Below are 23,716 nucleotides of genomic sequence, written 5' to 3' on the forward strand. Positions count from 1 at the left end.
CGCCTCCGTTCCGCATTACACGCCCGCCCGAACCGAAGCGGCCGGATCGGGTCGATTGCAGTGTTCGTTCCTCTTCTCCAGCCTGCCTCAAATGAAAAAGACCTTGGCCATCATTCTCGTCTCGCTCCTCGCGCTGGTGCTCGTCGCCTACGTCATCGGCCAGTTTTTCCTCGGATCGATCGTGAAGACCGGCATCAACCGCGTCGGCCCGCGGGTCACGCAGACGAAGGTCGAGCTGGCGGACGCCTCGATCTCGCCTCTCTCCGGCGAAGGCACGCTCGAGGGGTTCACGATCGGCAATCCGCAGGGTTGGAGCAGCGGCAATCTCCTTTCGGTCGGCCGCGTCCAGTTCTCGGTCGAGCCCCGCTCGCTGTTGAATGACACGATCGTGATCAACGAGCTCGTCGTCGAGCAGCCGGAGTTCGTCTACGAGACGCGCGTGGTCTCGAGCAACATCGGCGATCTGCTCAAAAACATCGAAGCCGCCGTGGGCCAGCGGCCGGAAACGGCTGACGACCCGAACGCGAAGCCGCGCAAATTCATCGTGAAACATTTCCGCATGGACAACGCCAAGGTGGCGATCGGCGTCGGTCCGGCCGCGTTGCCCTTGCCCGTGCCGGCGATGGAACTCACCGATCTCGGCGTCAAGGAAGGCGGGCTCACCTCCGGGCAGCTGGCGGTGGCCGTTTTCCGCGAGATCCTGCCGCAGATCATCGCCGCCACCACAGACGCCGCAGGCAAGATCGGCGGCACGATGGGCGCCGCCGCGACCGAGTCGCTCAAGAAGGCCGGCGAAAATCTGCAGAAATTCCTCGGCGGAGAGAAGAAGTAGCTTCCGTCGCGCGAACGGTCGCAGGGGGCAAAGACCGTTCGCCTCGCAGTAGCTGGGCTCGTCGAGCCCGGCCTTGCTAATCGCTCACCCTTCACCCCAAGTGTGTCGGTTCGCGTAGGAAGCCACTGCGCCGTTCCCTCCCTTCCCGGCCGATTGACCCGCATGCGGGGTCACGCTCGGCTCGCGCGCGTGAAAATCACCTACTATTTCGAGGTCCTCTCATCGTGGTGCCACTGGGTGGAACCGACTTGGGCCGAGCTCAAACGCCGCTACACCGGCCGGGCGGAATTCGAATGGAAGATCGCGTTGATGGATCCCAGCGGGTTCCCTGTTTCGCGCCAACAATGCGAGTGGTTTTATCGGCGCAGCGGCGGCACCGTCATGCGCTCGACCTACATGCTGAACCCCGGCTGGCTCGAACCGGAACGCCAAGGCCGCTACGAGGCGCCCAACTGGGTCGCCGAGGCCGGCCGGGATTTCGGATTCGCGGGCGACGAGCTGCGGCTGGCGCTGGCGAATGCGGCCATGCGCGACGGGCGCAAGATCGGCGACCTCGCCGAAGCGGTGGCCGTCGCGGCAGCCGCCACCCATGTGGATCCTCAAAAGCTCCGCGCCCGGGCCGAGTCGCCCGAAGTGCAGGCCCGCGTCGCCGCGAGCACCCAGGAATTTCACGCCCACCAAATCAATCAGCGGCCCGCTTTCGTGCTGACGGACAAGATCGGGGACAAAGCCGTGTTCTCTGGTCTCGTGCAGCTCGAACCGCTGGTCGCTACGATCGACGCCATGCTCAGCGACACGGCAGCCTACGCCGCCCACGCCGCGCATTTCGGGCCTGTGCCGGTCCGGTGACATCGTTGGTAAAGTGCGCGGGACGCCGTTGCGGTCGCCGAACTCTCGAGCTGAACCCGCGTCGGCACCTTCTCGCACAACCTCGACAGCCGTCCTGCGTCATGGCTATCGTTCACCATGACTCTTTTACCCCGTCTCCTCACCCTATTTGGAGCTCTGATCGTGCCATTCATCGCTCTCGCTGCCGCCGCTCCCGATCCCGTTTCGCCCGAGATTCATCCTGACGGGCGAGCGACACTTCGTTTTCTCGCGCCCAACGCCCAAGCGGTCGCGCTGCAGGGCCTGAACCTCAAGGAGCCGCAGCCGATGACCAAGGGCGCCGACGGCGTCTGGAGCATCACGGTGGGTCCACTCGCCCCCGAGATCTATTCCTACACCTTTTCGGTCGACGGCGCGACGGTCACCGACCCGCGAAATCGTCAGATCAAAAAATGGATCCGCAGCGAAAGCACGCTGGAGATTCCGGGCCATCCGCCGATTCTCGCCGCCGCGCAGCCCGTCCCGCACGGCGTCGTGCACCGCCACGTGGTCTCGTCCCAGACGCGCCAGCGCGAGAACGCCTTCCTCGTTTACACGCCGCCCGGCTTCGATCCGCGCGCGAACACGACGTATCCGGTCGTCTACCTGCTGCACGGTTTCGGCGACGACGAAACGGCCTGGGCCGAGGTGGGCCACGCCAATTTCATCGCGGACAATCTCATCGCGCAGAAAAAGGCCATTCCGGCGATCATCGTCATGACCAACGGACATCCGGTGCCGATTCCGGTCGGCGTTCGTTTCCCGGAATACTCCGCCCAAAACCTCGCCGCGATGCAGCAGGAGCTGCTCACGGAAGTCATGCCGTTTGTGGAGCAAAACTATCCCACGCGCCGTGACGCGGCGAACCGCGCGATCGTCGGGCTCTCGATGGGAGGTGGTCAGTCGTTGAACGTCGGCCTGACGCACCTTGACACCTTCGGCTGGGTCGGCGGCTTCAGCTCCGCGGCGCCTACCGAAAAACTCGACGAGACATTCGCCGCGCTGCTTGCCGGGGCCAAACAGGGCCAGCCGCAGCTGCTGTGGATCGGGATCGGCAAAAGCGATTTCCTGCTGGAGCAGAACAAGACCTTCGTCGGCTGGCTCGAGGCCAGGCAGATCCCGCACACCTGGCAACTCACCGATGGTGGCCACGAATGGCCGGTCTGGCGCCGCTACCTCGGCGAGTTCCTGCCGCTGCTGTTCCGCTGACCGGCTGCCGCAGAATGTAACCCAATAGGTTACATGGTGCGGAACACGCGCGGGCTCGCGCTTCGGGGCCAAGCAGATTTTTGGAACCGCCTCACTACCGTCGCCGTCTTCCTCGTTGCTCATGATTTCGCTTCGCTCGCTGTTGCTGTTCGTCGTCGCGTTGTCGCTCGGGGTCCTCGCGCGGGCGGATGACGAGGTGCGACACTCGAAATCCCTCTCCGCCGCCGAGTTCGCCTCCGCGGGTCTCGACCAGCTCTCTTCCGACCAGCTGGCCGTGCTGGACGCTCTCGTACGTCGCGACCTCACGCAGGCGCAGCTCGTTTCGAAAACACCCCGCGCCGCTCGTTTCTCCGAGCGGCTCTCGGCAGACGAACGCCGCAACGCCGGACTCGAACAGCTCAGCGACGAGGAACTCGCGCGCGTCGATGCCACCGTTGCCGCCCGGATTGCTCCGCCGGCAGGCGTTTTCTCCGCGAGCGGCATCGGCCCTACTCCGCCGATTCAGAGTTGGAAGATTCGCCGCGATCCGGAAATCCATGGTTCCGCGACGTTGATGGTTGCAGCGGGGAGTCACGGCTATCGCGCCTACGGCGGCGCGCTCGATATTTACTATGTCGATCCGACGAACAAGTTCACCATCGGCGTCGGCCTCTCGGAGGTGCGAAGCAAGGGCGGGCTCTATCGCGGGTATTGGAACGACTGCTATCTCTACGACGAACCCTTTCGCGGCTTGAACGGCCACCGGTGGTAAGCCCGCGCCGCACGCCGCCCGAAGCGCGAGCCACCTCGAGCCAGTTCGCCTGCCACGCGCCGCGTCAATCGTGCGCGCCGCGATACTTTTTCTCACCGGCGCGCACCGCGACCGGCAGCCGATTCTCCTTCGGGGGCAGCGGGCACGTGGCAAAGGGCGTGAAGGCACACGGTGGATTCACTGCTTGGTTGAAATCCAGCACCAGTTTGCCGTTGCGCGGCGGATCCGCGTAGACGAACCGCGCCGCCTCATACGTCTCCTCGCCACTCGTCGCATCCGCGATCACGAAGAACAGCGGCTCGTCCGCGCTCTCCACTAGCGGCAGCAGCTCGAGCTTTTGGCCGTCGTGCTCGAACACCGCCTTGCCCGGAATCAGCGCGGGGGACTCTTGTCCAAGAATGTTGCGAATCGCGATCCGCCGCGCCGGCTCGAACGGCACCCACGTCGCTTCCACGCGCCAGCTCGGATCAATCGGGAAATAGTCGATGCCCGCGAAATGCTTCCGCCGCGGCGATTCGCTGTCCCGCACGCGCAGCGCCTTGCGCCCGCCGCGCTCGATTAGGAACAGCGTCACGCTGCCGCACGTGACCACCGTGGGACCGTAGGCGCCGGTTTCATCGAGCGGAACGCTCAGCAACTGCCGGCCATTCACGCGCGCATCGGCCGCCGGATTCAACGTGATCGTCGCGCGACCGCTTTCGTCGAGCATGACCGTGCCGAGATGCGCCGGCCCGCTCGTCAGCACGATCTGGTTGTCCGCAGCCGTTCCCACCGTGTTCGCCCCCGGCGCGAGAAAATGCAGTCCGACCAAACTCAGCCAGCCGTCCGGGCGGGTCAGCCGTTCGACGCGCTCGGCTCGCGCGCGCTCGAGGCTCGCCACGTAAGCGGGATCCGGCGCCGCCGCCGCGGCGGTCGCGCTCCGGACACTCAAGACCAACAGCCCGCAGAGGAGCACGCGTGGAATCATGCCCCGACCTTTGCCGCACGTTCCACCGGCCTCAAGCCGATCCCGCGGAACCGCGGCGGTTGCCGCGCTACCATGCTGGACGCGCGCCAGCCAGCAGCGCGTATTCTCCTCAATCTGCGTTCACGTCATGGCGCCTCAACATCAACCGTCGCCCACCCCGGAGGAAATCGCGGCGCGCGCGACCGAACTCTGGCGCCTCGCCGGCAGCCCACCTGGCGAGGAGGCGAACTATCACGCGGCGGCTGAAGCAGAGCTGCACAAACAGCGCGAACTCACCGAACGCACGGCCAATGATCCCGGCTCCCGCGGCCCTTCGCGGCCGCAGCGCTGAACGAGCACGCCGACGATCCATCGAACGCTCCGAGCGATCGCTCAACAAACAGGCGGCCCGTCACTCCGGCTGACTCGGTTCACACCGGCGGTTTGCCACGGAAGGCGGCGACCAGCGCGGAGATGACCAGCAGCACGAGGAAAATGTAGAAGAGTACTTTCGCGATGTCCGCTGAAGCGCCCGCGATACCGCCGAAGCCGAAGACCGCGGCGATGATGGCGATGATCAGGAAAATAAGAGCCCATCTAAGCATAAGAATGGCGGGTTCGAGTTAAAGTTCGCGCGCCGGCGGCGCAGCGCGGGTTTCAACTGTCTTCGAGCTTCACGTTCTGTTGCCGCAAAAAGGGAATCAGTTCGTCGACCCCGAAGTCGGCGAGGATCTTGCCATTCCAGTCGAGGGTCGGGGCCCGGGTCTGGCCGGATTTCTTGCGCATCTCCTCCATCGCGCGGGGATCGTCCGACACGTTTTGCTCGCGATATCCGATTCCGTGTTCGCTCAGGAAGTCGATAGCTTCGTGACACCACGGGCAGCCGGTCTTGACGTAGAGGATCGGTAGTTCGGCAGGCATGGGATTGCGCCGATGGTCCCGGCCTCTGCGTGAATGTTCCTTCCCGGCACGCGTGCCGCGCCGCAATCGGAGTCTTCCCCATGGCGGCCGGCGCGCGGGCACGGTCGCGTCAACGCGTTACCACGCGTGGCTCCTGCGTCGTACTCCCGGGCTCGTTTGCCCGCCGCAGCCGCCCACGCCCGACCAATCCCGTGTTACACCTGTAACACGATATTGGTCGCGGATTGGGTTCGCATGAGCCGGCGCGGGGCGCACATTCGACCGCAATGAGTTCCCCGCTCCCCACCCCACTCACGGTGGCGATCATCGGCTGCGGCCGGCCGCAAATCTCCCCGCTGGGCTTCGGCATGGCGCACCGGCACATGGCCGGCTACCTCGCTTCCGGTCGCTGCACGCTGGCCGCGGTCGTTGATATCTGCCGGGAGAACGCCGATGCGTTTGTCGCGCAACATCAACCTGGCGCCGCAATCTTCGCCGAAGCGCGCGACATGATGCAGGCGATTCGGCCCGATCTGGTCAGTGTTTGCCTCTGGCCGCATCTGCACGCGGAGATCGTGGCCGCGATCGCGCCGTTTCGGCCGCGCGCCATCCTGTGCGAGAAGCCGATGGACGTGCACTGGGACGCCGCGCGGCGGATGCACGAGGTTTGTCGCGAGCATGACGTGATGCTCGCCATCAATCACCAACGGCGCTTCAACCTGCCGATTGCGAAAGCCAAGGCGCTGCTCGACGGCGGCGAAATCGGTCGGCTGCTCCGACTCGAGGGTGCCTGGCACAATCTCGCCGACGCCGGCACACACGTGCTCGACCTGATGTTCTTCTTCAACGACGACACGCCCGCCGACTGGGTGCTCGGGCAGATCGACGTTCGTGGTGCGACGAAGTTTTTCGGGGCGATCAATCTGGCGCACGGGTTCACCGAGTTCCGGTTCAAGAACGGCGTGCGCGCGACCTACCACTTCGGCCGAGATCACGCGGAGCTCGGCTGCCTGCTGCGGATCATCGGGGAGTACGGCGAAATCGAGATCCTCTTCGACGCGCCGTGGCTGCGGATCCGGCGCGCCGCCCAGCGCGAGTGGGAAACGATCGATACGGGCGAGAGCATCCACGACGACAAAGCAATCTACCGGGGCATTGCCGAGCTGATCTCCTGCCTCGAGACCGGCGCCGTGCCACAGCTCGACAGCTCGCGTGCGCTGCGTGCCACGGAGATCATTTTCGCCACGCACGAATCCGCCCGCCGCCGGGCGCGAGTCGATCTGCCGCTGCCGCCCGGCCCCGACGCATTGCTGTCGATGATCGCATCCGGCGAGATGACGCCCGAATTCGCGGCCCAATAGAACCCGCACCCGCCCTCGCCATGTTCGCTTCGCTCAATCCCGGTCACGTCGGCATCCGCAACCTGTCGTTCGAGGAAAGCCTCGTCCTCGCTGAACGGCACGGTTTCGGCGGGCTCGACGTGCAACTCGTGCCGCTGCACGAAGCGGTGACCCGCCACGGCGCGGACGCGGTGCGCGCCCAGTTTTTCCAACACGGGCTGCAGATCGGAGCATGGAATCTCCCCTTCATGCCCTATCGCGGGAGCGAATCCGAGTGGCGCGCCGAGCAGGCGAAGCTCCCGCCACTGCTCGCCAGCGCCGGCGCGCTCGGCGCCCGGCGGGCCGGGATGTGGATCATGCCGGGCAGCGACGACTCTGCGTACGAGGAGAATTTCGCGTTCCACGTCACCCGCTTCCAGCCGATCGCCGCGATGCTCGCCGACCACGGGATCCGGCTCGGGCTCGAATTCATCGGGCCGCTGACCACACAGAAGAAATTCAAGCATCCGTTCGTCCGTTCGCTCCGCGAGATCCTCGATCTCGCCCGGGCGATCGGACCGAACTGTGGCGTGTTGATCGACGCGTGGCACTGGCATTGTGCCGGCGGCACCCGCGAGGACTTGCGCGTGCTCACCCGCGAGTTGCTCGTGCATGTGCACGTCGACGATGCTCCCGCCGGCGTGCCGCGCGATGAGCTCATCGACGATCGCCGGAAGCTGCCGTGCACGACGGGCGTGATCGACATCGACGGGTTCATGCAGGCCCTGACCCACGCAGGCTACGACGGGCCGGTCACGGCAGAACCGTTCGATGCCGACGTCAACGCGCTGCCGGCCGACCAAGCCGCCGCGCTCACCGCGAAGACGACGCGCGAAGCCGTGGCGCGGGCGATGCGACGCTAGCCCGGATATTTCATGAAATTCATGAAATACCCGCCCCACGGGCCGACTCTGTCGGGGCTAGCCGCGACAAGATCGCTCCGCCGCAGGCGGACGGAAATTTCGGGCTCAGAGTCAGTCCTGTTCATGCAATTTCTGGGCTAGCGCTGCGGTTCGCGCGCCGGCAGCGCCGATTTCAACCACTCGTCGGCGAAAGCCAGATAGAACGCCCAATCCTGCGCGGTCATTCCGTGCGGCCCCGGGCGGATGTGGTAACGCAGCGCGCCGCCTGACGGCTCATTGACCCGCGGCACGTCTTCGCCGCTTGGTCCCGTTTGGCCGAACAGCCGAAACACCGGCTCGGCCGCCTTCACCGCGAGAAACTCCCCGCGCGGATCCGCCCAATCATCGTCCTCGGCACTCGCGACGTAGAGCGGCCGCGGCGCCACCAGCGCCAGCAGTTCGTGCTGATCGACCGGGAGTGCCTCCTCGTGATCATCGTAGCGGCGGAAATTGCGCGCGAACCAGTGCGGGAAGACGGTATTGATGCGCGCGACGGTTTCGCCGTGGATGCGCTTGCTCAGCGCGGCGCCGCCGCAACCGGATTCGTTCGAGATCACCAGCGCGAAGCGGTCATCCTGCGCGCCGGCCCAGAGCGCCGCCTTGCCGAGCCGCGAATGCCCGTGCACCGCGACGCGGCTCGCGTCCACCAGCGGATCGGTTTCGAGATAATCGAGCGCCCGACTCAGACCCCACGCCCACACGCCGATCGCACCCCACGCATCCGGAGCTCGTTGGTCGCCGGCCGCCGCGTCGAGCCAGCTCGCCACACTGGCATTCAATCCGTCGGGGCGATCGGGACACAAATCGCCGCAATACACCGTTGCGACCGCATACCCGCGGGCGAGGATCTGCTCGACGGGCCACTTCTGCGCGTCCGATCCGCGCGCCGCCTCCGTCGCGCGGTGGTTCGCTCCGTTCGGCGCCTCCGCCGGAATCCACCGCGCCGACAGCGCGATCGCAGGGTCGGTGTGCACCGTGTGATTCCCATAAAAATTCAGTCCGAGAAATACCGGCGCGCGCTCCGCCCGGGCGATCACCGCGTTGGGCACATACAGGAGCAGCTGCATCGAGGGCGCGTTGGGATCGCGTCCGAATCGCACGGTCACTTCTTTCCGGGTGGCCGCGCCACCCAGCGCCGCGTGCTCCATCGTCGTGACTTTGAACACCATTCCCTCCGGCCGCCCGAGCGGCGTCCGGCCGTAGACTTCGCGCGCGAACAGCTGCAGCAGTTCCGGCCGCCGTCGGTGCTGCCAGGTCGCGCGGTCGTGCACGCGCGTCCCGTCGGCACCCACCAGCGGATCCGGTAACGTGTAGGCCGGCGGTGGCGTGTCATCGAGCCGCGCCGGACGCGAGGTCGCTTGCATGGAGGTAAGCGTGAACAACAGGCTCAGCGCAGCCAGAACGTTTCGCATGTGGAGAACAAATCCGTCCTCGGCCGCTGACTCAAGCCAGGCCTGCCCCGACGCGCGCGCAGCCGGCGAGCGAGATCAACGATTCGTCGTAAGGGAAACACGGAGACGGCGGAACCGCCTGGGACGGTCTCTGGTCGCACTCGGCCGCGCCCGGGGTGTGTTCAAATCCGCCGCGCCCCGCCGAAAACATGCAAGTGTGTATCCCACGCCGACAACGACACGGTCGCGAGCCTCCGCCGGGGAACTTCCGTGCACGAAAACTGACAGTGCGCGCGTCGGCCCAGCTCGCCCCACTTGATCTCTACGCTTTCGCCAAAAACATGAAATTCCGTTCGAACAATTGCGTGAGAGTTCACCTGCCCGATCTCAAGAAAGCCGAAGCGTTTTTCACCGGCGTGCTGGGGTTCCGCCTGACCGACAAGAGCGCGACTCAACTCGAGTATGATACCGGACGTTTTCTGCTCTGCGTGAACAAATCCGAGCAGCCGCTGCCGCCGATTCCCTCGTTCACCGTGATCAGTGTGAAGGACGCCAAGGAGCATTTGCTGGCCCATGGCTGCGAGATCGTCGAGGACCACGGCACTTCCCTCTACTTCCGCGATCCGTTCGGCATGGTTTACGATGTGATCGAGGATTAGCCGGAGTGTCGGTTGCACTACATGGATGCGCTGCGGCTTGCCCCCGCCAGCGGACGGCCGAAGAGTGGCCGTGATGATTTCGCATCTCTCCGTCGGGATCCGCGGCCTCGGGCTGGCCGCCGCAGTTCTCTTTGCCTGCGTGCCAGCCCGCGGGGAGTTCGAGGATCCGTTCGAGGGTCCCCTCGTGATCGATGCCACCGCCGCCCACGGCTGGGCTTTTCGCACCGGCGACGGCAACGCGGTGATGGACCTGACGGCGAGCGACGGTGCGGCGCGTATTGCAGTCGACGCGACTCATGATCGCCGTGGCATCTGGTGGGCGTTCATTCGCCGGGAGATAACGCCGCAGATCGATCTGGCGGGGCTCGCGCAGCCGGGCACGGAGCTGCGCGTGGAAGCGCGGGTGCGCACCAGCCATGCGCCACGTCGCATCAACCTGCATCTAAACACGCAGCGCACGACCGACTTTCACGGCAATCTGCTCGAATTCGATCTGCCGACCGCGGGTGAATGGCACACGGTCAGCATGACCACGGAAGATTTCGACGGGCGGCCGGGCGATCAGCTCTACGTTCAACTTGCGTTGATGGATTGGGGTCTCGGGCGCTATCGCGTCGACGTCGATTACGTTCGCGTCGATCTCGTTGATCCCGCCCATGCGGGGCCGGATCTCGGCGGCGGACTGCCGTATCATCCACCCGTGCCGGCGCCGAGTGTGTTCCGCCACGTGGTGCACGCCGCGCAAAGCGCGACGATTGATCGGCGTGAACCCGACGCGAACCTGCGGGACTGGGCGGCGATCGAGCCCGACGGTACGGCTACGCCGATTCTCACCGTGAACGGAACCCAGTCTGCGATCCTCCGCTGGGATTTGCAGGCGTTCGCCGGCCGAAAGATCGCTGGCTCCGGCGGATTGCTCGAACTCACGACGCATTCGGTGCAGCGGCGCGCCGAACGCACGAAAGACTTCGGCATGATCCGGGTCGTGGAAATCCTCGACGGCGATTCGCGCTGGCAGCGGGACGACGTCACGTACCAGTCGCTGCTGCAGGGCCGGTCGCCCGAGGAGGTGTTCAACCCTCAGATGATCATCGACGTTGAGGTCGCGGATCAGCGCGGTGAGCGCACGCTGATCACGTTGTCACCGGCGGTGCTGCAGCGGCTGATCGATGGCCGCACGCGCGGAATCGTGCTCCTGCCGCTGGGTTCGATCAATGCGGCGTTCGATCCCGGTGCCCCCGGTCAGCGGGAGAACGCGCCGACGCTGCGGTTCAACGTGCGGGATTGAGCGGTTCGCACCGGCGTCTCTAGTGCGCGAGCAGCAATTCCAGCATCGCACGGTCGAGCTGGTGGCCGTGAAAACTCTCGTACTTCACGTCGGCGCGGCCGCTGTCGACGATTCCGAAGCCGCCGCGCAGATTCCACATCGCCCAACCCCAACCGGCTTCTTTCCAAAGCGACAGCAGATCAGTCATCCACCGCAGCGCCACGGCGTGCGGGGTCTTGATGAAGCAGCCCCATTCGCCTACGTGCACCGGGACACCCTGCGCGACAAGCGGCTGCCATTTGTCGATCAATTCGCGGCGCAGCCGTTCGCGATCCCAGCGCTCGCCATTCGCCGCGACCATCGGCCAGGTGGGCGTCTCAAATGACTCGAACTCGTTTTTCGGCACCCAGGTTGCCGTGTAATGGCTGACCATTTTCGGGAGATAGCCTCGCGTGCTTTGCACCAGTCCCAACTCGACCAGCCCCGGCACGGGCGTCTGACCGATGTCGGCTCCATCCGCGAAGATCAGCCGGTCCGGAGAAACCTCGCGAATGGCCCCGACCAGCGCGCGCGCCACTTCGACATAGCGGTCGTGGTCCGCCATGAATGGCGGCTCGTTGAATAAATCGAAGCTGAGCCGCGAACTCGGGATATCACGGTAACGCTGGGCGAACGTACGCCAGTGATGCACGGCGGCCTCCAGCGCCCGCGCCATCGCATCGTGCGGACTGTCGAAGAGCTGAAACGGCTCTCGCTCCCGGCCGTTCACGCAGTAGCCCGGGATCCGGTGGAAGTTCAGGTTGACGTGGATGCCGTATCGCGCCGCCCACTCGATCGCCTGATCGACCGGTGCCAGCGCATCCTCCTCGATTTTCATCCAGTCATTGGCACTGGACCACGACCAGTACGACATCGGCAGCCGGGCGAAATCAAAACCCCACTCGGCCATCCACGCGAAGTCTGACTCCACAAACGCCTGCCCGCGCCGACCGCTGGCGAGTTCCGTGAGGTTGAAGCCGCGCCAACGCGGGATCCGCGGCTGGCTCCGCCGCGCCGCCTCCGCCGCGCTCACGCGAGAGGACAAAAGGACGCCCGCCGCCGCGGCGGCGGAGGATTTCAGAAATTCACGCCGGTTCATGCCACGATTTCAGAGGCATACGTCTAGGACGCGAGAAAGTTGCATGCCGGCTGACGCGTGCCCCTGCGCGGGAGCAAACCGCTCGCGCGTCACCGCGCCGCTTCGTGCGCAGCGGACGTTAAGTTGCCCATCATCGTGCCGAATATAGGGCGAACACCTGACCCTGGTCGCCTTCGCGGATCCTCGCCGCGTGGCGTTCAGGCGGAACCCGGGCTCTTCCTCCACCTCATGACGATCCGACGCCTCAGCTTGGAGCGCAAAATCCTTGTGCTCGTGCTCCTGCCTTTGGTGGGAGCACTCATCCCCGCCGGCATCATTTTGCAGCGCACCCAGCGCGAGTTGACGGAAATCCGCGCTCTCGGGCAGCTGGCCGGACTCGTCTGGCAGCTCGGCGAGCTCGAGCGGCGCGTGGATCAGGAAGGCACCAACTGGTACTTTTTCAAGCCGACCTGGAACGCCACCGAGGAGGAACGCCGCTCCGAGCGCGTGAAGCAGGACCAGTGGCGCAAGGAGACCGATCAGGCGATCGAGGATTATCACCGGCTGCGCGCCGCCGTCGCAGGGGGTTCGTTGTCCGGGCCGCTGCAGTCCGCGTTGCGCACCATCGAGCAGCACATCTCGGAGCTGCCGAAGCTGCGCCGGGTGGTCGACACCCAGGTTGATGAAACCGCCAGCCTGGGCATCATGGACGGCTATCGGTCGTTCCGGCGCGACATCAATCTCGTGCTGCCGCTGCTCGTCGATGCGACGACCAGTGACGTGATCGTGCGCAAACTCGCGGTGCTGCCCAAGCTGATGCTGGTCCGAAAGACGACGATGGACGCGGGCGGCATGATCTTCTTCTACCACCAGCAGCGGGCGCAGAAGACCGGACGGACCTTCGTGCCGAGTGAGGCTCTCACCCTCACCCACAATCTCGAAATGGCGGAAGCGTATTGGGCAGACGTGATCGCGCTCAGCCAAGGCGAAGTGCGCACGCACCTGGACCAGATTCACTCCTCCCCTGAGTGGAAAACCGTCGCCGAGCTGATGACCGGACATGCGCAAGCAATGCTGAATGGGACCGAGCCGCCGATCGCAGGCGAGGAAGGCTGGGCGCCCAGCTGGGGGTTTCTTTTCGGCGGGCTCGCGACCGAGATCGCACAGCTGCGGGATGATTTCACCCAGACCTGCAACGCCGCCGAACGCGCCGCACACGCCCGCCGGCTGTGGACGAGCGTGACGCTTGCGGCCGCCGTGCTGCTGGTGCTGTGGCTCACCCGCCGGCTCTGCCAGAGCATCAGCCGGCCGATCTCCGCAACCGCCGAGAACCTGCTCGCCGGCGCCAGGTCGGCCAGCGACGAATCCGCCGCCGTGCGCAAATCCTGCGCCGTCGTTGCCGATGGTTCGGCGCACCAGGCCGCCGCCTTGGAGGAGACCAGCGCTACCCTGGAGGAAATTTCCAGCATGACGCGCAGCAACAGCGAAAACGCGCAACGCGCCCAGCGCTCGGCCAACGAGACCCGCGCCGCTGCCGAGCAAGGCGTGGGCCAGATGCATCAGCTGACCGACGCGATGGCCGCGCTGCGAACGTCGAGCGACGACGTGACGCGCATCATCAAGACGATCGACGAGATCGCCTTTCAAACAAACATCCTCGCCCTCAATGCCGCGATCGAGGCGGCCCGGGCCGGCGAAGCCGGCGCGGGCTTCGCCGTCGTTGCCGACGAGGTGCGCACACTCGCCCAGCGCAGCGCCCACGCCGCTCGCGAAACGACCGACAAGATCACCGCGGCCAGCGCGCGCACCAACGCCGGTGGAGAAATCACCCTGCAGGTCGCGCAATCGCTCGAGAGCATCCTTTCTCGCGCACGCGATTTGGAGAACGTGGTCAACGCGATTGCGGAAGCCTCGCGCGAGCAGAATTCCGGCATCGGTCAGATCACCGACGCGATTCAAAAAATCGACCAGGTGACCCAAAGCAACGCCGCTGCCGCCGAGGAGACCGCGGCTGCCGCCCATGAGCTTGAGACGCGCGCCGAGGCTTTCACCGAATCGGTGCAGCACCTCCGGACGATCGTATTCGGTTCGAGCTCTCTCCTCGACGACGTTTCGGGCCCGGTTCCCCGCAGCGCTTTGGACGCCGATGCGCCGGTGCCGGAAGTTTCGGAGTCCGCCGGGCCCGCGCCGGCTGCTCGCGCCACCACGCCGATTCGTTCTTTGGGGACGCCCGCCGGTGGCACGCCGACGCTCGCCGGCGGGCGGTTGAGCAAAACGGAATGACGCATTCCCAGCGGCCGCGGGAACCATACCCGCCCGCGACGCTCGCTCGTCCGCAGCGGCGGCGCTGTCGCGTCCATGGCCGGGAGTGTCAGCAGGATGCGGCACCTCCGAGGTCCCCGAGGGAGCGGGGTTTGCGCGCACGGGCATGAGGGTTGTGTCATAGGGAATTCCCGTTGGTGCCGTAATCCTTTGTCCTGCGCCTGAACCACAGCGGGCCCGATTGTGAGCCCGCGCGCCGTCGGGTATTTTACGGCACGCTCTCCCACCCCAATCCATCCGCGGAGGGCAGCACCAGTCATTCAGCAGAACCTATGCATTCTCGATTCAAATACACCCTCGCAGCCGCCTGCTTGGCCGTGGCGCTCATCCCGCTGGCCCAGGCCCAACTGCTGCTCTCCGGCAACGTGACCGGCGAGTTCACCGACGCGCCCGGACCTAACGACACCATCTACAATGCGCCCGACGGCAGCTCGAACTACTTCCGTTCAGGCATTCCAGAGACCGCCGCCGACCTCCAGACGGCGATCGAGTTCTGGAAGGTCAACTTCACGGATGTCGGCCCCGGGCTGGTGGCGAGCGACCTGTTCAAGGTCACCAACGGTCGGACCTTGCTCCATTCGACGGCCACCGCCGCTCATTTCGATCTGAACCTTGAGCTGACCGCGCCGGAATCGCAGGACCACATGCTGACGTCGATCGCCTTCACCATCGAGAACACGCCGAACCAGCCGAACGACATAAACGTCAACGACTGGTACACGATCACGGCGACGGGCATTTCCCCGTTCCAGGTCGGCGACTACTTGGTGCAGTTCGAATTCGTCGCGCCGGAGAGCTTCCAGATTTTGGAGAACTCCTCGCTGCGAGTGGGCGATCTCTACGTCCGGTTCACCCCCGTGCCGGAGCCGTCGACGTACGCCGCGTTCGGCGCCGCGCTCTTGCTCGGTGTGGTCGGCTTCCGCCGTTTCCGGAATCGCGCAATCACGATCTAAATACAACGAGTTCGGATTTCCGGCGTGCTTAAGTCACGTCGACCGAACCGGCCAAATTCGCCGCGGCGCGGAGAGGTTCTCCCGCCGCGGCTTCTTTTTGCGCGCGACGGAGTCGGAGTACGCTGCGCCACGCGTTTCTTTTCGTCCGAAAAAAAGGAGCGCCCCCCCCGCAGGGTGGCGCTCCGCACGTGCTGTGGACTGCGGCGCAGATGCCGGTTATTCCGCCAGCGACTGATTGAGGGTCTGCGCGCGATCGAGGTGGCCTTGGAGCACCGCGACGTTCTTGCTCGCAAACTCGCGCACCTCCGAGTCCTCCGCCTTGTCGGCCTGCTCGCGGAACATCTTCACGTCCTTCTGATGATCCTTGACCATCATGTCCACGAACTCCCGGTCGAACTCCGCTCCCGATTTCTGCGACAGGTTGCGATAGTGACGATCCGATTTCACCTCGTCGGGCACGTTCAGGCTGCCGGTGCTCGCCACCGTGCCGCTGCGGGTGCTGGCGGCACCGCTGCTCGTTGAGTCCGTCGTGCGCGTATGGGCCGTGTCGCCGGAAACGCCAGTCGTCGTCGAGGCGCGGCCGCTCATCGCGCTTCTGGTGGTGTCGGTCGAAGCGGAACCCGAGAGCGCCACGGAGTGCTCGAGCGCGACGCCTTTGCTCTGCGCGAGTTGCGCCAACTCCTGACTCATCTGCTGATGATCGGAGATAATCTGCTGCGCGTAAGTCTTGATCTGCGGATTCGACGCCCGCTCGATCGCGAGCTGCGCCATCGCCATTTCCGTCGGGGTGCCCTCGGCCACCTCGCTGATGAACTTCTTCTCCGACCGCTTCAGCTCGGCGCGAGTACCGGCGGTGGCGGAGCCGTGGGTCGAACGCTCGCTCGCGCCGTAGCTGCTGCTCGGCGCCGTGCTCGGATTATCGCTACGGGAAGTCGTCGTGGCCGCCCCGGTGTCAGGTTGCCCCGGTTGTGCGTTGGTCGATGCTCCTTCCGTGTTCGGGCCCGGCGCGGAGGTACCTTGAGCATAGCCGGCCGCCAGCGTGAGCGAAGCGGCGATCAGTGCGACGGCGGAAGCGCGCGCACCACGATGGAGTCGAGAAGTGAAATCCATGGAGTTCTTCATAGCGCCGCACCGTAAGCCCCGGCCGCAGCGCGTGCTATGGGGCGATCCGCCCAACCCCCGGTAAGGCCCGGCGCGGCAGGTGAACGTCCGGTGCGCTGGACCAAGTTTCCCATGGATCCTTCTGGCGCTCGCGCTGATATCTCGTCCACTCTCGGCGACAACCCGCACCGACGGCTCGGTCCGGTGACTGCCCCACGCCCCTCCATGCTGCCGTTCGCCTTCTCGATCTTCACCGGCGCGTTTCTGTTGTTCGCGGTGCAACCGTTGGTCGGCAAGTATATCCTTCCGTGGTTCGGCGGCGGACCGGGAGTGTGGAACACCTGCCTCCTGTTCTTCCAGACCGCATTGCTCGGCGGGTATGCCTACGCGCACCTGACCTCCACACGGTTGACGCCGCGCCGGCAGGCAATCCTACACCTGATGCTGCTGGCGGCCGCGTTGTTGCTGCTGCCCATCGTGCCCGGCGCGCAGTGGAAGCCTCAGGGCGACGCCAACCCCACCTGGCGTATCCTGCTCTTGCTGACCGCGACAGTCGGCTTGCCTTACTTCGTGCTCTCGGCGACGGGGCCCTTGATGCAGCAGTGGTTCAGCTTGGTGCAGGCGGGCCGCTCGCCGTATCGACTCTACGCGCTTTCCAACGTCGGTTCGCTGCTCGCGCTGTTGTCGTACCCGTTCTATTTCGAACGCGAGTTCACCCGGCAGGCGCAAGGGCAGCTGTGGTCCGTGGGCCTTGGCGTCTACGCCCTGGCCTGTGTCTGGTGCGCCTGGCAGCTGTGGCGGCGCGCGCCCGCGGGCGCACCGGCCCGTGTGGCAGCCGGCGATTCACCACCCGTGTCGCCGCTGGACCGCTTGTTGTGGTTCATGCTCGCAGCCATCGCGTCCATGCTGCTGCTGGCGACCACGAACAAGCTTTGCCAGGACCTCGCCGTCATTCCGTTCCTATGGATTCTGCCGCTCAGCCTTTATCTGCTGAGCTTCATTCTGTGCTTCGATCACCCGCGTTGGTACTCCCGCACTGGTTTCACCGCGCTGTTCGTACTGGGCGCGTTCGTGGACGTGCACCTGCTTTTCGCCGGCCACAACGCCCGGCTCGTCCAACAGGTGCTCGGCTACTCCACCACGCTCTTCGCCGCGTGCATGCTGTGTCACGGCGAGTTGTTCCGGCTGCGCCCACCGCCGGCCCGGCTCACGTCGTTCTACCTGCTCATCGCGGCGGGCGGCGCCACGGGCGGCTTCGTCGTCGCCGTGCTCGCGCCGCTCACCTTCGACCGTTACCTGGAACTGCAGATCGGGCTGTGGCTGCTAAGTTATCTGTTGGCCGTACTCGCTTATCGGCATCGCAGCCGGGCGTTCGCGGTTGGCACCGCCCTCGGAGCCGTCTTGTCGGTCGTCGTCGTGCCGGCACTCAAGGCGGCGGCGAGCCGCGATGTCGACCCGTGGACGGGATTCGTCGAACAAGTCACCAGCTTCGGCCGCTCCTACTGGGCCTACGCCCTGCTCGGGGCGGTCGTCTTCCTGATTGGATTCGTCAGCCGCCGCGGTTTCGTGCGCGAGTGGCAGGCCTCGATCGCCCATTTCGTCATGATTTTTTCCATCGGGCTGGGCGGGCTGATGATCGTTCAGATTCGCCGCGACAGCGGCGACGCCATCGTGACGACGCGTGACTTCTACGGCGTGCTGAAGGTGTTTGATCACAACCCCGGCGATGCCGACCTGCACTACCGCACGCTGGTCCACGGCGTCACCTCACATGGGCTCCAGCTCATGCAGCCGCCGCAGGCGGACTGGACCACCACCTACTACACCGAGCGCAGCGGCATCGGGCTCGCGGTCGCTCACATGAACCGCGATCAGCGGCATCTTCCCCGCCGGATCGGGCTGGTCGGACTGGGCACCGGCACGGTGGCGATGTACGGCCAATCCGGCGACGAGGTACGGATCTATGAGATCGATCCCCAGGTCGAGCGGCTCGCGCGGTCGCACTTCAGCTACCTGGCCCGCACTCCCGCCGCGGTCACCGTGGTGCTGGGTGACGCCCGGCTCTCGATGGAACGCGAGCTCGAGCGCGGCGAAGAACAGCAGTTCGATATTCTTGCCCTCGACGCCTTCAGCAGTGACGCCATCCCCGCCCACCTGCTCACGACCGAAGCGTTCGGCATCTATCTGCGTCACCTCAAGCGCAACGGTGTCATCGCCGTGCACACCTCGAATCGATATCTCGATCTGGAGCCGGTGGTCGTGAACGCGGCGAAGCACTTCAAACTCGGCTGGGCGGTGATCTCCGACAACCCACCCGACAAGCAGTGGTGGGTGTTTCGCTCCACATGGATTCTGCTGACCCGCGACGAATCGCTGCTCACCAGTGACGCCGTGACGGAGCACACCGACACCTATGTGCCGAGCACGCGCCAAGCGAAGCTCTGGACCGACGATCACGCGAGCCTCTACGAAGTTCTAAAGTAGCTCCGCCGCGTTCGGCCACATCCTCGGGAACCAAAGCCGCCGATCCGCTACTCTGGCGAGCGCGCGGACGGCCGTGCGACCCCCGGTGAAGCTCCTCGATATCCTGCAAGGCAAGTGGCTGGGGCACCCCCTTCACCCCGCCATCGTCCACGTCCCGATCGGGACGTGGCTCCTGGCTTGTGGGCTCGATGTGGCGTACTGGGCAGGATGGACCGGTGCGGGTCCGGCCCGACTCGCCTTCTATGCCGTCGTCGCGGGATTGTTGACTGCGCTGATCGCTGTCCCACCGGGAATCGCCGACTGGGTCAAAATCAAAAAAGAGAAGCCGGCTTGGAAGCTCGGCCTCTACCACATGTCACTCAACCTGCTCGCGGCGCTGGTTTGGGCGGTGAACTGCGGACTGCGGCTGGGAACGGATGACGACTTGGTCACGCTTCCGGTGCTGCTCACCTCCGTGATTGGCACGGTTATCATCCTGATCAGCGGCTACCTCGGTTCGTTGATGGTCTTCGACCACGGCATCAGCGTCGCCGGCCAGTCGAAGAAGAAGTGGCGCAAGATCGCCGCGCAATCCGGCTCACGCCTGCCGGAGCAAACGTGATCGCACCATGCCCGCGTTGAAGGACCTCCTCGAAGGCAAGCCGCTGCGCTCCCCGCTGCACCCCTCGCTGGTACATCTGCCGGTGGCGTTGTTTCCCCTCAGTGTGCTGCTCGACATCGCCAGCTGGATCTTCGCCGACCCGACGCTCTACCTCGTGCGCGGCGCATTTCTCACACTCACGATCGGTCTGGTCACCGCCGTGTTTGCCGCCGTGTTCGGCATCGTCGATTACACCGAGATCCGCTCCGACCATCCCGCCAAGAAAACCGCGACGCTCCACATGGTGCTGAACCTTGTCGCCGTCGGGCTGTTCGCGCTGGGCGCCGGTCTCCGCTACGGCAATCTCGATGCCTCGCACACGGCCGCTTTTCCGCTGATCACCTCGCTGGTGGGTCTCGCGATCCTTGGCTATTCAGGTTATCTCGGCGGACACCTCGTCTACAGTGACGGCGTCGCCGTGGGCCGCCACCGGCGTGACACCCGACTCCCGGAAAACACGGTCACGGTCTCTGCCGCGGGCGCCGCTTCCGTCGTGGTGCCCGGAGCCGCCGAGCTCCGTCCCGGCGAGACGCTGCGCGCCGAGGTGGACGGCACCGTGATGACGATCGCGCGCACGGCGAGCCAGACCTGCGCCTTCCAGGAATTTTGCACGCATCGATTTGGTCCGCTCTCGGAGGGCCGGATCGAAGGCAACGAGATGGTGTGCCCGTGGCACCGCTCGCGCTTCGACATGCGAAGCGGCAAAGTGACCCAAGGGCCCGCGAACGTGGACCTGCGCACCTTCGCTATCGAAACACGCGGCGGGCGGGTCGCCGTCGAACGCCCGACGAAGTCAGCTTGATCGGTCGGCGCGTGGTGGCGCGAGAGCCCCCGCGCGCCGCGCGGCAGAAACCGGGTCGCGTCAGGTGATCTTCGGCAGGGCCGCGTCGATCTCCGGCGATTCGGGATGGTTGCGCTTGTCCTTGCGGCGTCCCTGCCGCGTCTTCAGCTGCCGATCGAGCTTCTCGACCAGGACGTCGATCACGTCGTACGCATCCTTGCCCTCGGCCGACGCGACGAGATCAGGTCCGCCAATCTCGATCTGCGCGGTCGCGGTGTAATGGTGCTCGGTGCCCATCGTCTGATCCTGATGCACCCGCACGTTGATCCGCACGATGTAGTCGTTGTGACGCAGCAGCACGGAAAACTTTTCGCGCATGATCTCCTGCATCGCGTCGGTCAGGGTAAAATGGATCCCCTGCAGAATGATCTTGGGGCCGGTAACAGCTTCAGGTGCGGGTTTCATGATGGTATCGGACCATGCTGCCACGTCCACGTTCTCCGCGCAAACGGCGGGTTTTCCGGCAGCCAGCATCCGAGAAATCCTCCAATGCCGGTTCACAGTGTCCAGACGCCCCACCGCATGCGTGCTCCGCGCAGGCGAAACACCACGTCGCGCATGCGCTCCAGCCATTGCACGCCATCCGATCCGGCTGGCGGGTCGCCCGCTGCCTGCCTGGCGGGTCGCTTCGCCGCGCGATAGTCTCCCGAAAACAAATCCGCGAGTTCCGCCAGAACCTGCAGCGCCGGTTTCGCTTCTCCGGCGGCGCGGCGCAGCCCGAGATGGAGGTTATTGTCATCGCCGATCACTTCCTTGCGCGACGCAGGGTCATTGATTCGATACCACGCATCACCGGCAGTCGCTCGGTGGCCAACGCGAGGAAAGCGTCCGCGCCAGAGCATTCGCCTGCGCGGCCTCGTTGTGTTCGTCTTGAACCGCGCCCGATAGACCGCGGAGACCTCCGCCCGGCCACCCACCGAACTGCAGCGAACTGTAGCCGGTATCGGACGCGGATGGCGAAGTGAACCAAGCGAGGTCGAGCATGACGGCGCAGCAACGCAGCCGCGCCGAAGCAAACGCAGCCCATCTGGGCGAACTTGCGCGCCGACGAAGCTTCGGAGGATTTTCTCAGGATTTTGACCCAAAGACGTTGCAACGAGTTGCGTATCTCATCGCCGATCACCCGAGGAGCGCGTCGCCGCGCAAGTGCGCCTCCCGCTTCCACCTGTGCAGCCGAGCACCAGCGATCGCGGATGCGGCGCACGATCATTTCACAATCTGGCGCGGCAGCCTCGGCTGGCTTGGAGACGAACTCCGGCGTTGTCGGGCAGTTTTCTATGTGCGGCATAGGAGGAATGCCGATGCTCCCCATCCGCTGGTTTCTCGCGTTACTCGCAGTTTTCCTCGCGGTCGCCGGTCTCGACCTCTGGTTCTCGCAAACCGGCGCGCGTCCCAGCTCTGCGACCGGCGAAGAGCGGCTCGACGGGGCGGCGTTCCTCGCGGCCGCGAACGCTGGCGAGCTCCGCGAGGGCCACATCGTTTACCGCGCGAACAGCACCGGACTCGCTGACCTCCACGCGCAGCGGAAGGGCGCCGCCGGAGCCGGAGCCACGCACGTACGCGCCACGGCGCGACTGACCGATGCGGAAGTCACGGCTTTGCGTACGCAGCATTTTGCAGAGGACGATCCGGTCAGCTACGCCGCCGCGCGCGCGGTCAGCGCCCGGGAGCGGACCGCGAGCATTGTCCATGCGATCGTGCATCCGCTCGGGCTGATCACCTTGATCGTCGGAATTCTCTTCGTGGTGCAGCGCTACGCCGGCCGGTTCACCGCGTTTTCCGCGCAGCGGCTGCGGCCCGTCACCTCCGGCGTGAGTTTCTCGTCGGTGGCCGGCTGCGACGAAGCGAAGGACGAGGTCTACGAGGTTGTTGAGTTCCTCCGCGATCCCGCGCGTTTCCGGCAGACCGGCGGTCGGATGCCCAAAGGTGTGCTGCTCGTGGGTCCTCCCGGCACGGGCAAAACCATGCTCGCCAAGGCCGTCGCCGGCGAGGCGCGCGCGAATTTCTACAGTCTCAGCGGTTCCGACTTCGTCGAGCTCTACGTGGGCGTGGGCGCGTCGCGCGTTCGCTCGCTGTTCAAGAAGGCGCGGGAGACGGCGCCCAGCATTATCTTCATCGACGAGATCGATGCCATCGGCCGCCAGCGCTCCGCGGCGGAATCCGGCGGCGCGCAGCAGGAGCACGACCAGACGCTCAACGCGCTGCTCGTCGCGATGGACGGTTTTGATTCCGACGACGCGGTGGTCGTATTCGGCGCCACCAACCGACCGGATACCATGGATCGCGCGCTGCTGCGGCCGGGGCGCTTCGATCGTCAAGTTTCCGTGGGCCTGCCCGACTTGCGCGGGCGACTCGCGATCCTGCAGGTTCATGCCGGGAGCGTAAAGCTGGACCCCAGTGTGGATCTGCAGGAAATCGCGAAGGCCACGCCCGGCTTCTCCGGGGCTGACCTCGCGAATCTGCTTAACGAAGGCGCCATTCACGCCGCGCGGCACCGCCGCGCGACGATCCTTCATTCCGATCTCGATGAAGCGCGCGACAAGATCAACTGGGGCCGCGAAACCCGGCGGGTGATGACCGTGCAGGACAAGGCCGTGATCGCGTACCACGAAGCCGGGCACGCGCTGATGCAGGTGTTGTCCGGCGAGGACGTGGTGCGCGTGCAGAAGGTGACGATCATCCCGCGCGGCCGGTCGCTGGGCAGCACGCACTTCACGCCGGAACGCGACCTGTTCAACTACTCACAGCCGCAACTCATCGCCAAGCTGCGCTGCCTGATGGCGGGCCGGGTGGCGGAGGAAATCGCGTTGGGCAGCATCACCAGTGGCGCGTCCGGCGACATTCAGGAGGCGACCAAGACGGCGCGACAGATGGTGCTCGAATGGGGCATGTCGCCGCTGGGCTTCATGGCGCTGTCGCGTCCCGACGGCGACGAACCGCTGGCGAGCCCGCAGACTTTCCACGAGGCCGAGCGTCACGTACGCGCGTTGCTCGACGAGAACTACGCCGCGACCACGCGCGCGCTGACCACGCACCGCGCCGCGCTCGATGCCATCGCCGACGAACTGATCCGCTGCGAAACGATCCTCGGCAACGATGTCCGGCGTATCGCCGCGCAACACCCGCCGTCCGCGCTCGCGGGGTAAGTTCACCGC

General features: G+C 65.5%; 23 protein-coding genes. 15 read left to right on the forward strand and 8 right to left on the reverse strand.

Annotated features, from left to right (window positions below; translation table 11 throughout):
- Window positions 1-91 precede the first annotated feature (91 nt).
- The 4 genes from OTER_RS00535 (at window position 92) to OTER_RS00550 (ending at window position 3,659) form a co-directional block, all read left to right on the forward strand.
- Window positions 92-832, forward strand: a complete 741-nt coding sequence (locus OTER_RS00535) for a DUF748 domain-containing protein (protein ID WP_012372935.1) — start codon at window positions 92-94, stop codon at window positions 830-832.
- Between the two features lie 189 nt (window positions 833-1,021).
- Entirely contained in the window at window positions 1,022-1,681 is a 660-nt protein-coding gene (locus tag OTER_RS00540; RefSeq protein ID WP_148217951.1) for a DsbA family oxidoreductase, read from the forward strand.
- 162 nt (window positions 1,682-1,843) lie between these two features.
- Window positions 1,844-2,908 (forward strand): alpha/beta hydrolase-fold protein, encoded by a 1,065-nt coding sequence (locus OTER_RS00545; protein WP_158305322.1) that lies wholly within the window; start codon window positions 1,844-1,846, stop codon window positions 2,906-2,908.
- A 121-nt stretch (window positions 2,909-3,029) separates the two neighbouring features.
- A complete protein-coding gene (locus OTER_RS00550; protein ID WP_012372938.1) occupies window positions 3,030-3,659 on the forward strand; it encodes a hypothetical protein in 630 nt (209 codons plus the stop codon).
- Window positions 3,660-3,723: 64 nt separating this feature from the next.
- Here OTER_RS00550 and OTER_RS00555 read toward each other — a convergent pair whose 3' ends face one another.
- Complete coding sequence (locus OTER_RS00555; protein WP_012372939.1) at window positions 3,724-4,626, reverse strand: DUF1684 domain-containing protein; 903 nt, start codon at window positions 4,624-4,626, stop codon at window positions 3,724-3,726.
- Between the two features lie 127 nt (window positions 4,627-4,753).
- Here OTER_RS00555 and OTER_RS26030 point away from each other — a divergent pair, with 127 nt between their 5' ends.
- Window positions 4,754-4,957 carry a DUF2934 domain-containing protein gene (locus tag OTER_RS26030; protein ID WP_012372940.1) on the forward strand — a complete coding sequence of 68 codons (204 nt, stop codon included), beginning with the start codon at window positions 4,754-4,756 and terminating at the stop codon, window positions 4,955-4,957.
- Window positions 4,958-5,036: 79 nt separating this feature from the next.
- Here the strand turns inward: OTER_RS26030 and OTER_RS24745 are convergent, their stop codons facing one another.
- Window positions 5,037-5,210, reverse strand: a complete 174-nt coding sequence (locus OTER_RS24745) for a DUF1328 domain-containing protein (RefSeq protein ID WP_012372941.1) — start codon at window positions 5,208-5,210, stop codon at window positions 5,037-5,039.
- A 52-nt stretch (window positions 5,211-5,262) separates the two neighbouring features.
- Entirely contained in the window at window positions 5,263-5,526 is a 264-nt protein-coding gene (locus OTER_RS00570) for a glutaredoxin family protein (RefSeq protein WP_012372942.1), read from the reverse strand.
- Between the two features lie 266 nt (window positions 5,527-5,792).
- Between OTER_RS00570 and OTER_RS00575 the strand changes: the two genes are divergently transcribed.
- Entirely contained in the window at window positions 5,793-6,866 is a 1,074-nt protein-coding gene (locus OTER_RS00575; protein ID WP_012372943.1) for a Gfo/Idh/MocA family protein, read from the forward strand.
- 20 nt (window positions 6,867-6,886) lie between these two features.
- Window positions 6,887-7,747 carry a sugar phosphate isomerase/epimerase family protein gene (locus OTER_RS00580; protein WP_012372944.1) on the forward strand — a complete coding sequence of 287 codons (861 nt, stop codon included), beginning with the start codon at window positions 6,887-6,889 and terminating at the stop codon, window positions 7,745-7,747.
- 137 nt (window positions 7,748-7,884) lie between these two features.
- Here the strand turns inward: OTER_RS00580 and OTER_RS26035 are convergent, their stop codons facing one another.
- Window positions 7,885-9,198 carry an alpha/beta hydrolase family protein gene (locus tag OTER_RS26035; protein ID WP_012372945.1) on the reverse strand — a complete coding sequence of 438 codons (1,314 nt, stop codon included), beginning with the start codon at window positions 9,196-9,198 and terminating at the stop codon, window positions 7,885-7,887.
- Between the two features lie 320 nt (window positions 9,199-9,518).
- Here OTER_RS26035 and OTER_RS00590 point away from each other — a divergent pair, with 320 nt between their 5' ends.
- Window positions 9,519-9,836: a VOC family protein gene (locus OTER_RS00590; RefSeq protein ID WP_012372946.1), complete on the forward strand. Its 318-nt coding sequence runs from the start codon at window positions 9,519-9,521 to the stop codon at window positions 9,834-9,836.
- A gap of 73 nt (window positions 9,837-9,909) precedes the next feature.
- Window positions 9,910-11,124 carry a carbohydrate binding domain-containing protein gene (locus tag OTER_RS00595; protein ID WP_148217954.1) on the forward strand — a complete coding sequence of 405 codons (1,215 nt, stop codon included), beginning with the start codon at window positions 9,910-9,912 and terminating at the stop codon, window positions 11,122-11,124.
- A gap of 19 nt (window positions 11,125-11,143) precedes the next feature.
- Here the strand turns inward: OTER_RS00595 and OTER_RS00600 are convergent, their stop codons facing one another.
- Window positions 11,144-12,241, reverse strand: a complete 1,098-nt coding sequence (locus OTER_RS00600; protein ID WP_012372948.1) for a cellulase family glycosylhydrolase — start codon at window positions 12,239-12,241, stop codon at window positions 11,144-11,146.
- 123 nt (window positions 12,242-12,364) lie between these two features.
- Between OTER_RS00600 and OTER_RS23450 the strand changes: the two genes are divergently transcribed.
- Both OTER_RS23450 and OTER_RS00610 read left to right on the forward strand, forming a co-directional pair.
- Window positions 12,365-14,503, forward strand: a complete 2,139-nt coding sequence (locus OTER_RS23450) for a methyl-accepting chemotaxis protein (RefSeq protein WP_148217955.1) — start codon at window positions 12,365-12,367, stop codon at window positions 14,501-14,503.
- A 311-nt stretch (window positions 14,504-14,814) separates the two neighbouring features.
- Complete coding sequence (locus OTER_RS00610; protein WP_012372950.1) at window positions 14,815-15,495, forward strand: choice-of-anchor K domain-containing protein; 681 nt, start codon at window positions 14,815-14,817, stop codon at window positions 15,493-15,495.
- Between the two features lie 216 nt (window positions 15,496-15,711).
- Here OTER_RS00610 and OTER_RS23455 read toward each other — a convergent pair whose 3' ends face one another.
- Window positions 15,712-16,605, reverse strand: coding sequence for a DUF4142 domain-containing protein (locus tag OTER_RS23455; protein WP_052300255.1), 894 nt, complete (start codon window positions 16,603-16,605; stop codon window positions 15,712-15,714).
- Between the two features lie 216 nt (window positions 16,606-16,821).
- On the opposite strand from OTER_RS23455, the gene OTER_RS00620 reads away from it, so the two are divergent.
- From OTER_RS00620 to OTER_RS00630, 3 genes are all read left to right on the forward strand, one after another.
- Window positions 16,822-19,080 carry a spermidine synthase gene (locus tag OTER_RS00620; RefSeq protein WP_012372952.1) on the forward strand — a complete coding sequence of 753 codons (2,259 nt, stop codon included), beginning with the start codon at window positions 16,822-16,824 and terminating at the stop codon, window positions 19,078-19,080.
- Between the two features lie 85 nt (window positions 19,081-19,165).
- A complete protein-coding gene (locus OTER_RS00625; protein WP_012372953.1) occupies window positions 19,166-19,681 on the forward strand; it encodes a DUF2231 domain-containing protein in 516 nt (171 codons plus the stop codon).
- 7 nt (window positions 19,682-19,688) lie between these two features.
- Entirely contained in the window at window positions 19,689-20,522 is an 834-nt protein-coding gene (locus OTER_RS00630; protein ID WP_012372954.1) for a Rieske (2Fe-2S) protein, read from the forward strand.
- A 60-nt stretch (window positions 20,523-20,582) separates the two neighbouring features.
- Here OTER_RS00630 and hpf read toward each other — a convergent pair whose 3' ends face one another.
- Both hpf and OTER_RS26040 read right to left on the reverse strand, forming a co-directional pair.
- Complete coding sequence (gene hpf / locus OTER_RS23460) at window positions 20,583-20,966, reverse strand: ribosome hibernation-promoting factor, HPF/YfiA family (protein ID WP_012372955.1); 384 nt, start codon at window positions 20,964-20,966, stop codon at window positions 20,583-20,585.
- A 92-nt stretch (window positions 20,967-21,058) separates the two neighbouring features.
- Window positions 21,059-21,310: a hypothetical protein gene (locus OTER_RS26040; protein WP_158305323.1), complete on the reverse strand. Its 252-nt coding sequence runs from the start codon at window positions 21,308-21,310 to the stop codon at window positions 21,059-21,061.
- Window positions 21,311-21,862: 552 nt separating this feature from the next.
- Here OTER_RS26040 and ftsH point away from each other — a divergent pair.
- Window positions 21,863-23,707 carry an ATP-dependent zinc metalloprotease FtsH gene (gene ftsH / locus OTER_RS00645; protein WP_012372957.1) on the forward strand — a complete coding sequence of 615 codons (1,845 nt, stop codon included), beginning with the start codon at window positions 21,863-21,865 and terminating at the stop codon, window positions 23,705-23,707.
- Window positions 23,708-23,716 lie beyond the last annotated feature (9 nt).

Source organism: Opitutus terrae PB90-1 (assembly GCF_000019965.1).
GTDB classification, from domain to species: domain Bacteria; phylum Verrucomicrobiota; class Verrucomicrobiia; order Opitutales; family Opitutaceae; genus Opitutus; species Opitutus terrae.

Coding starts and splice junctions, on each gene's coding strand:
- OTER_RS00575 (WP_012372943.1), top strand. CDS start 5,793: ATGAGTTCCCCGCTCCCCACCCCACTCACGGTGGCGATCATCGGCTGC.
- OTER_RS24745 (WP_012372941.1), bottom strand. CDS start 5,210: ATGCTTAGATGGGCTCTTATTTTCCTGATCATCGCCATCATCGCCGCG.
- OTER_RS00620 (WP_012372952.1), top strand. CDS start 16,822: ATGCTGCCGTTCGCCTTCTCGATCTTCACCGGCGCGTTTCTGTTGTTC.
- OTER_RS00590 (WP_012372946.1), top strand. CDS start 9,519: ATGAAATTCCGTTCGAACAATTGCGTGAGAGTTCACCTGCCCGATCTC.
- OTER_RS00570 (WP_012372942.1), bottom strand. CDS start 5,526: ATGCCTGCCGAACTACCGATCCTCTACGTCAAGACCGGCTGCCCGTGG.
- OTER_RS00600 (WP_012372948.1), bottom strand. CDS start 12,241: ATGAACCGGCGTGAATTTCTGAAATCCTCCGCCGCCGCGGCGGCGGGC.
- OTER_RS00610 (WP_012372950.1), top strand. CDS start 14,815: ATGCATTCTCGATTCAAATACACCCTCGCAGCCGCCTGCTTGGCCGTG.
- OTER_RS00555 (WP_012372939.1), bottom strand. CDS start 4,626: ATGATTCCACGCGTGCTCCTCTGCGGGCTGTTGGTCTTGAGTGTCCGG.
- OTER_RS23455 (WP_052300255.1), bottom strand. CDS start 16,605: ATGGATTTCACTTCTCGACTCCATCGTGGTGCGCGCGCTTCCGCCGTC.
- hpf (WP_012372955.1), bottom strand. CDS start 20,966: ATGAAACCCGCACCTGAAGCTGTTACCGGCCCCAAGATCATTCTGCAG.
- ftsH (WP_012372957.1), top strand. CDS start 21,863: ATGCTCCCCATCCGCTGGTTTCTCGCGTTACTCGCAGTTTTCCTCGCG.
- OTER_RS00535 (WP_012372935.1), top strand. CDS start 92: ATGAAAAAGACCTTGGCCATCATTCTCGTCTCGCTCCTCGCGCTGGTG.
- OTER_RS00580 (WP_012372944.1), top strand. CDS start 6,887: ATGTTCGCTTCGCTCAATCCCGGTCACGTCGGCATCCGCAACCTGTCG.
- OTER_RS26035 (WP_012372945.1), bottom strand. CDS start 9,198: ATGCGAAACGTTCTGGCTGCGCTGAGCCTGTTGTTCACGCTTACCTCC.
- OTER_RS26030 (WP_012372940.1), top strand. CDS start 4,754: ATGGCGCCTCAACATCAACCGTCGCCCACCCCGGAGGAAATCGCGGCG.
- OTER_RS00595 (WP_148217954.1), top strand. CDS start 9,910: ATGATTTCGCATCTCTCCGTCGGGATCCGCGGCCTCGGGCTGGCCGCC.
- OTER_RS00550 (WP_012372938.1), top strand. CDS start 3,030: ATGATTTCGCTTCGCTCGCTGTTGCTGTTCGTCGTCGCGTTGTCGCTC.
- OTER_RS00630 (WP_012372954.1), top strand. CDS start 19,689: ATGCCCGCGTTGAAGGACCTCCTCGAAGGCAAGCCGCTGCGCTCCCCG.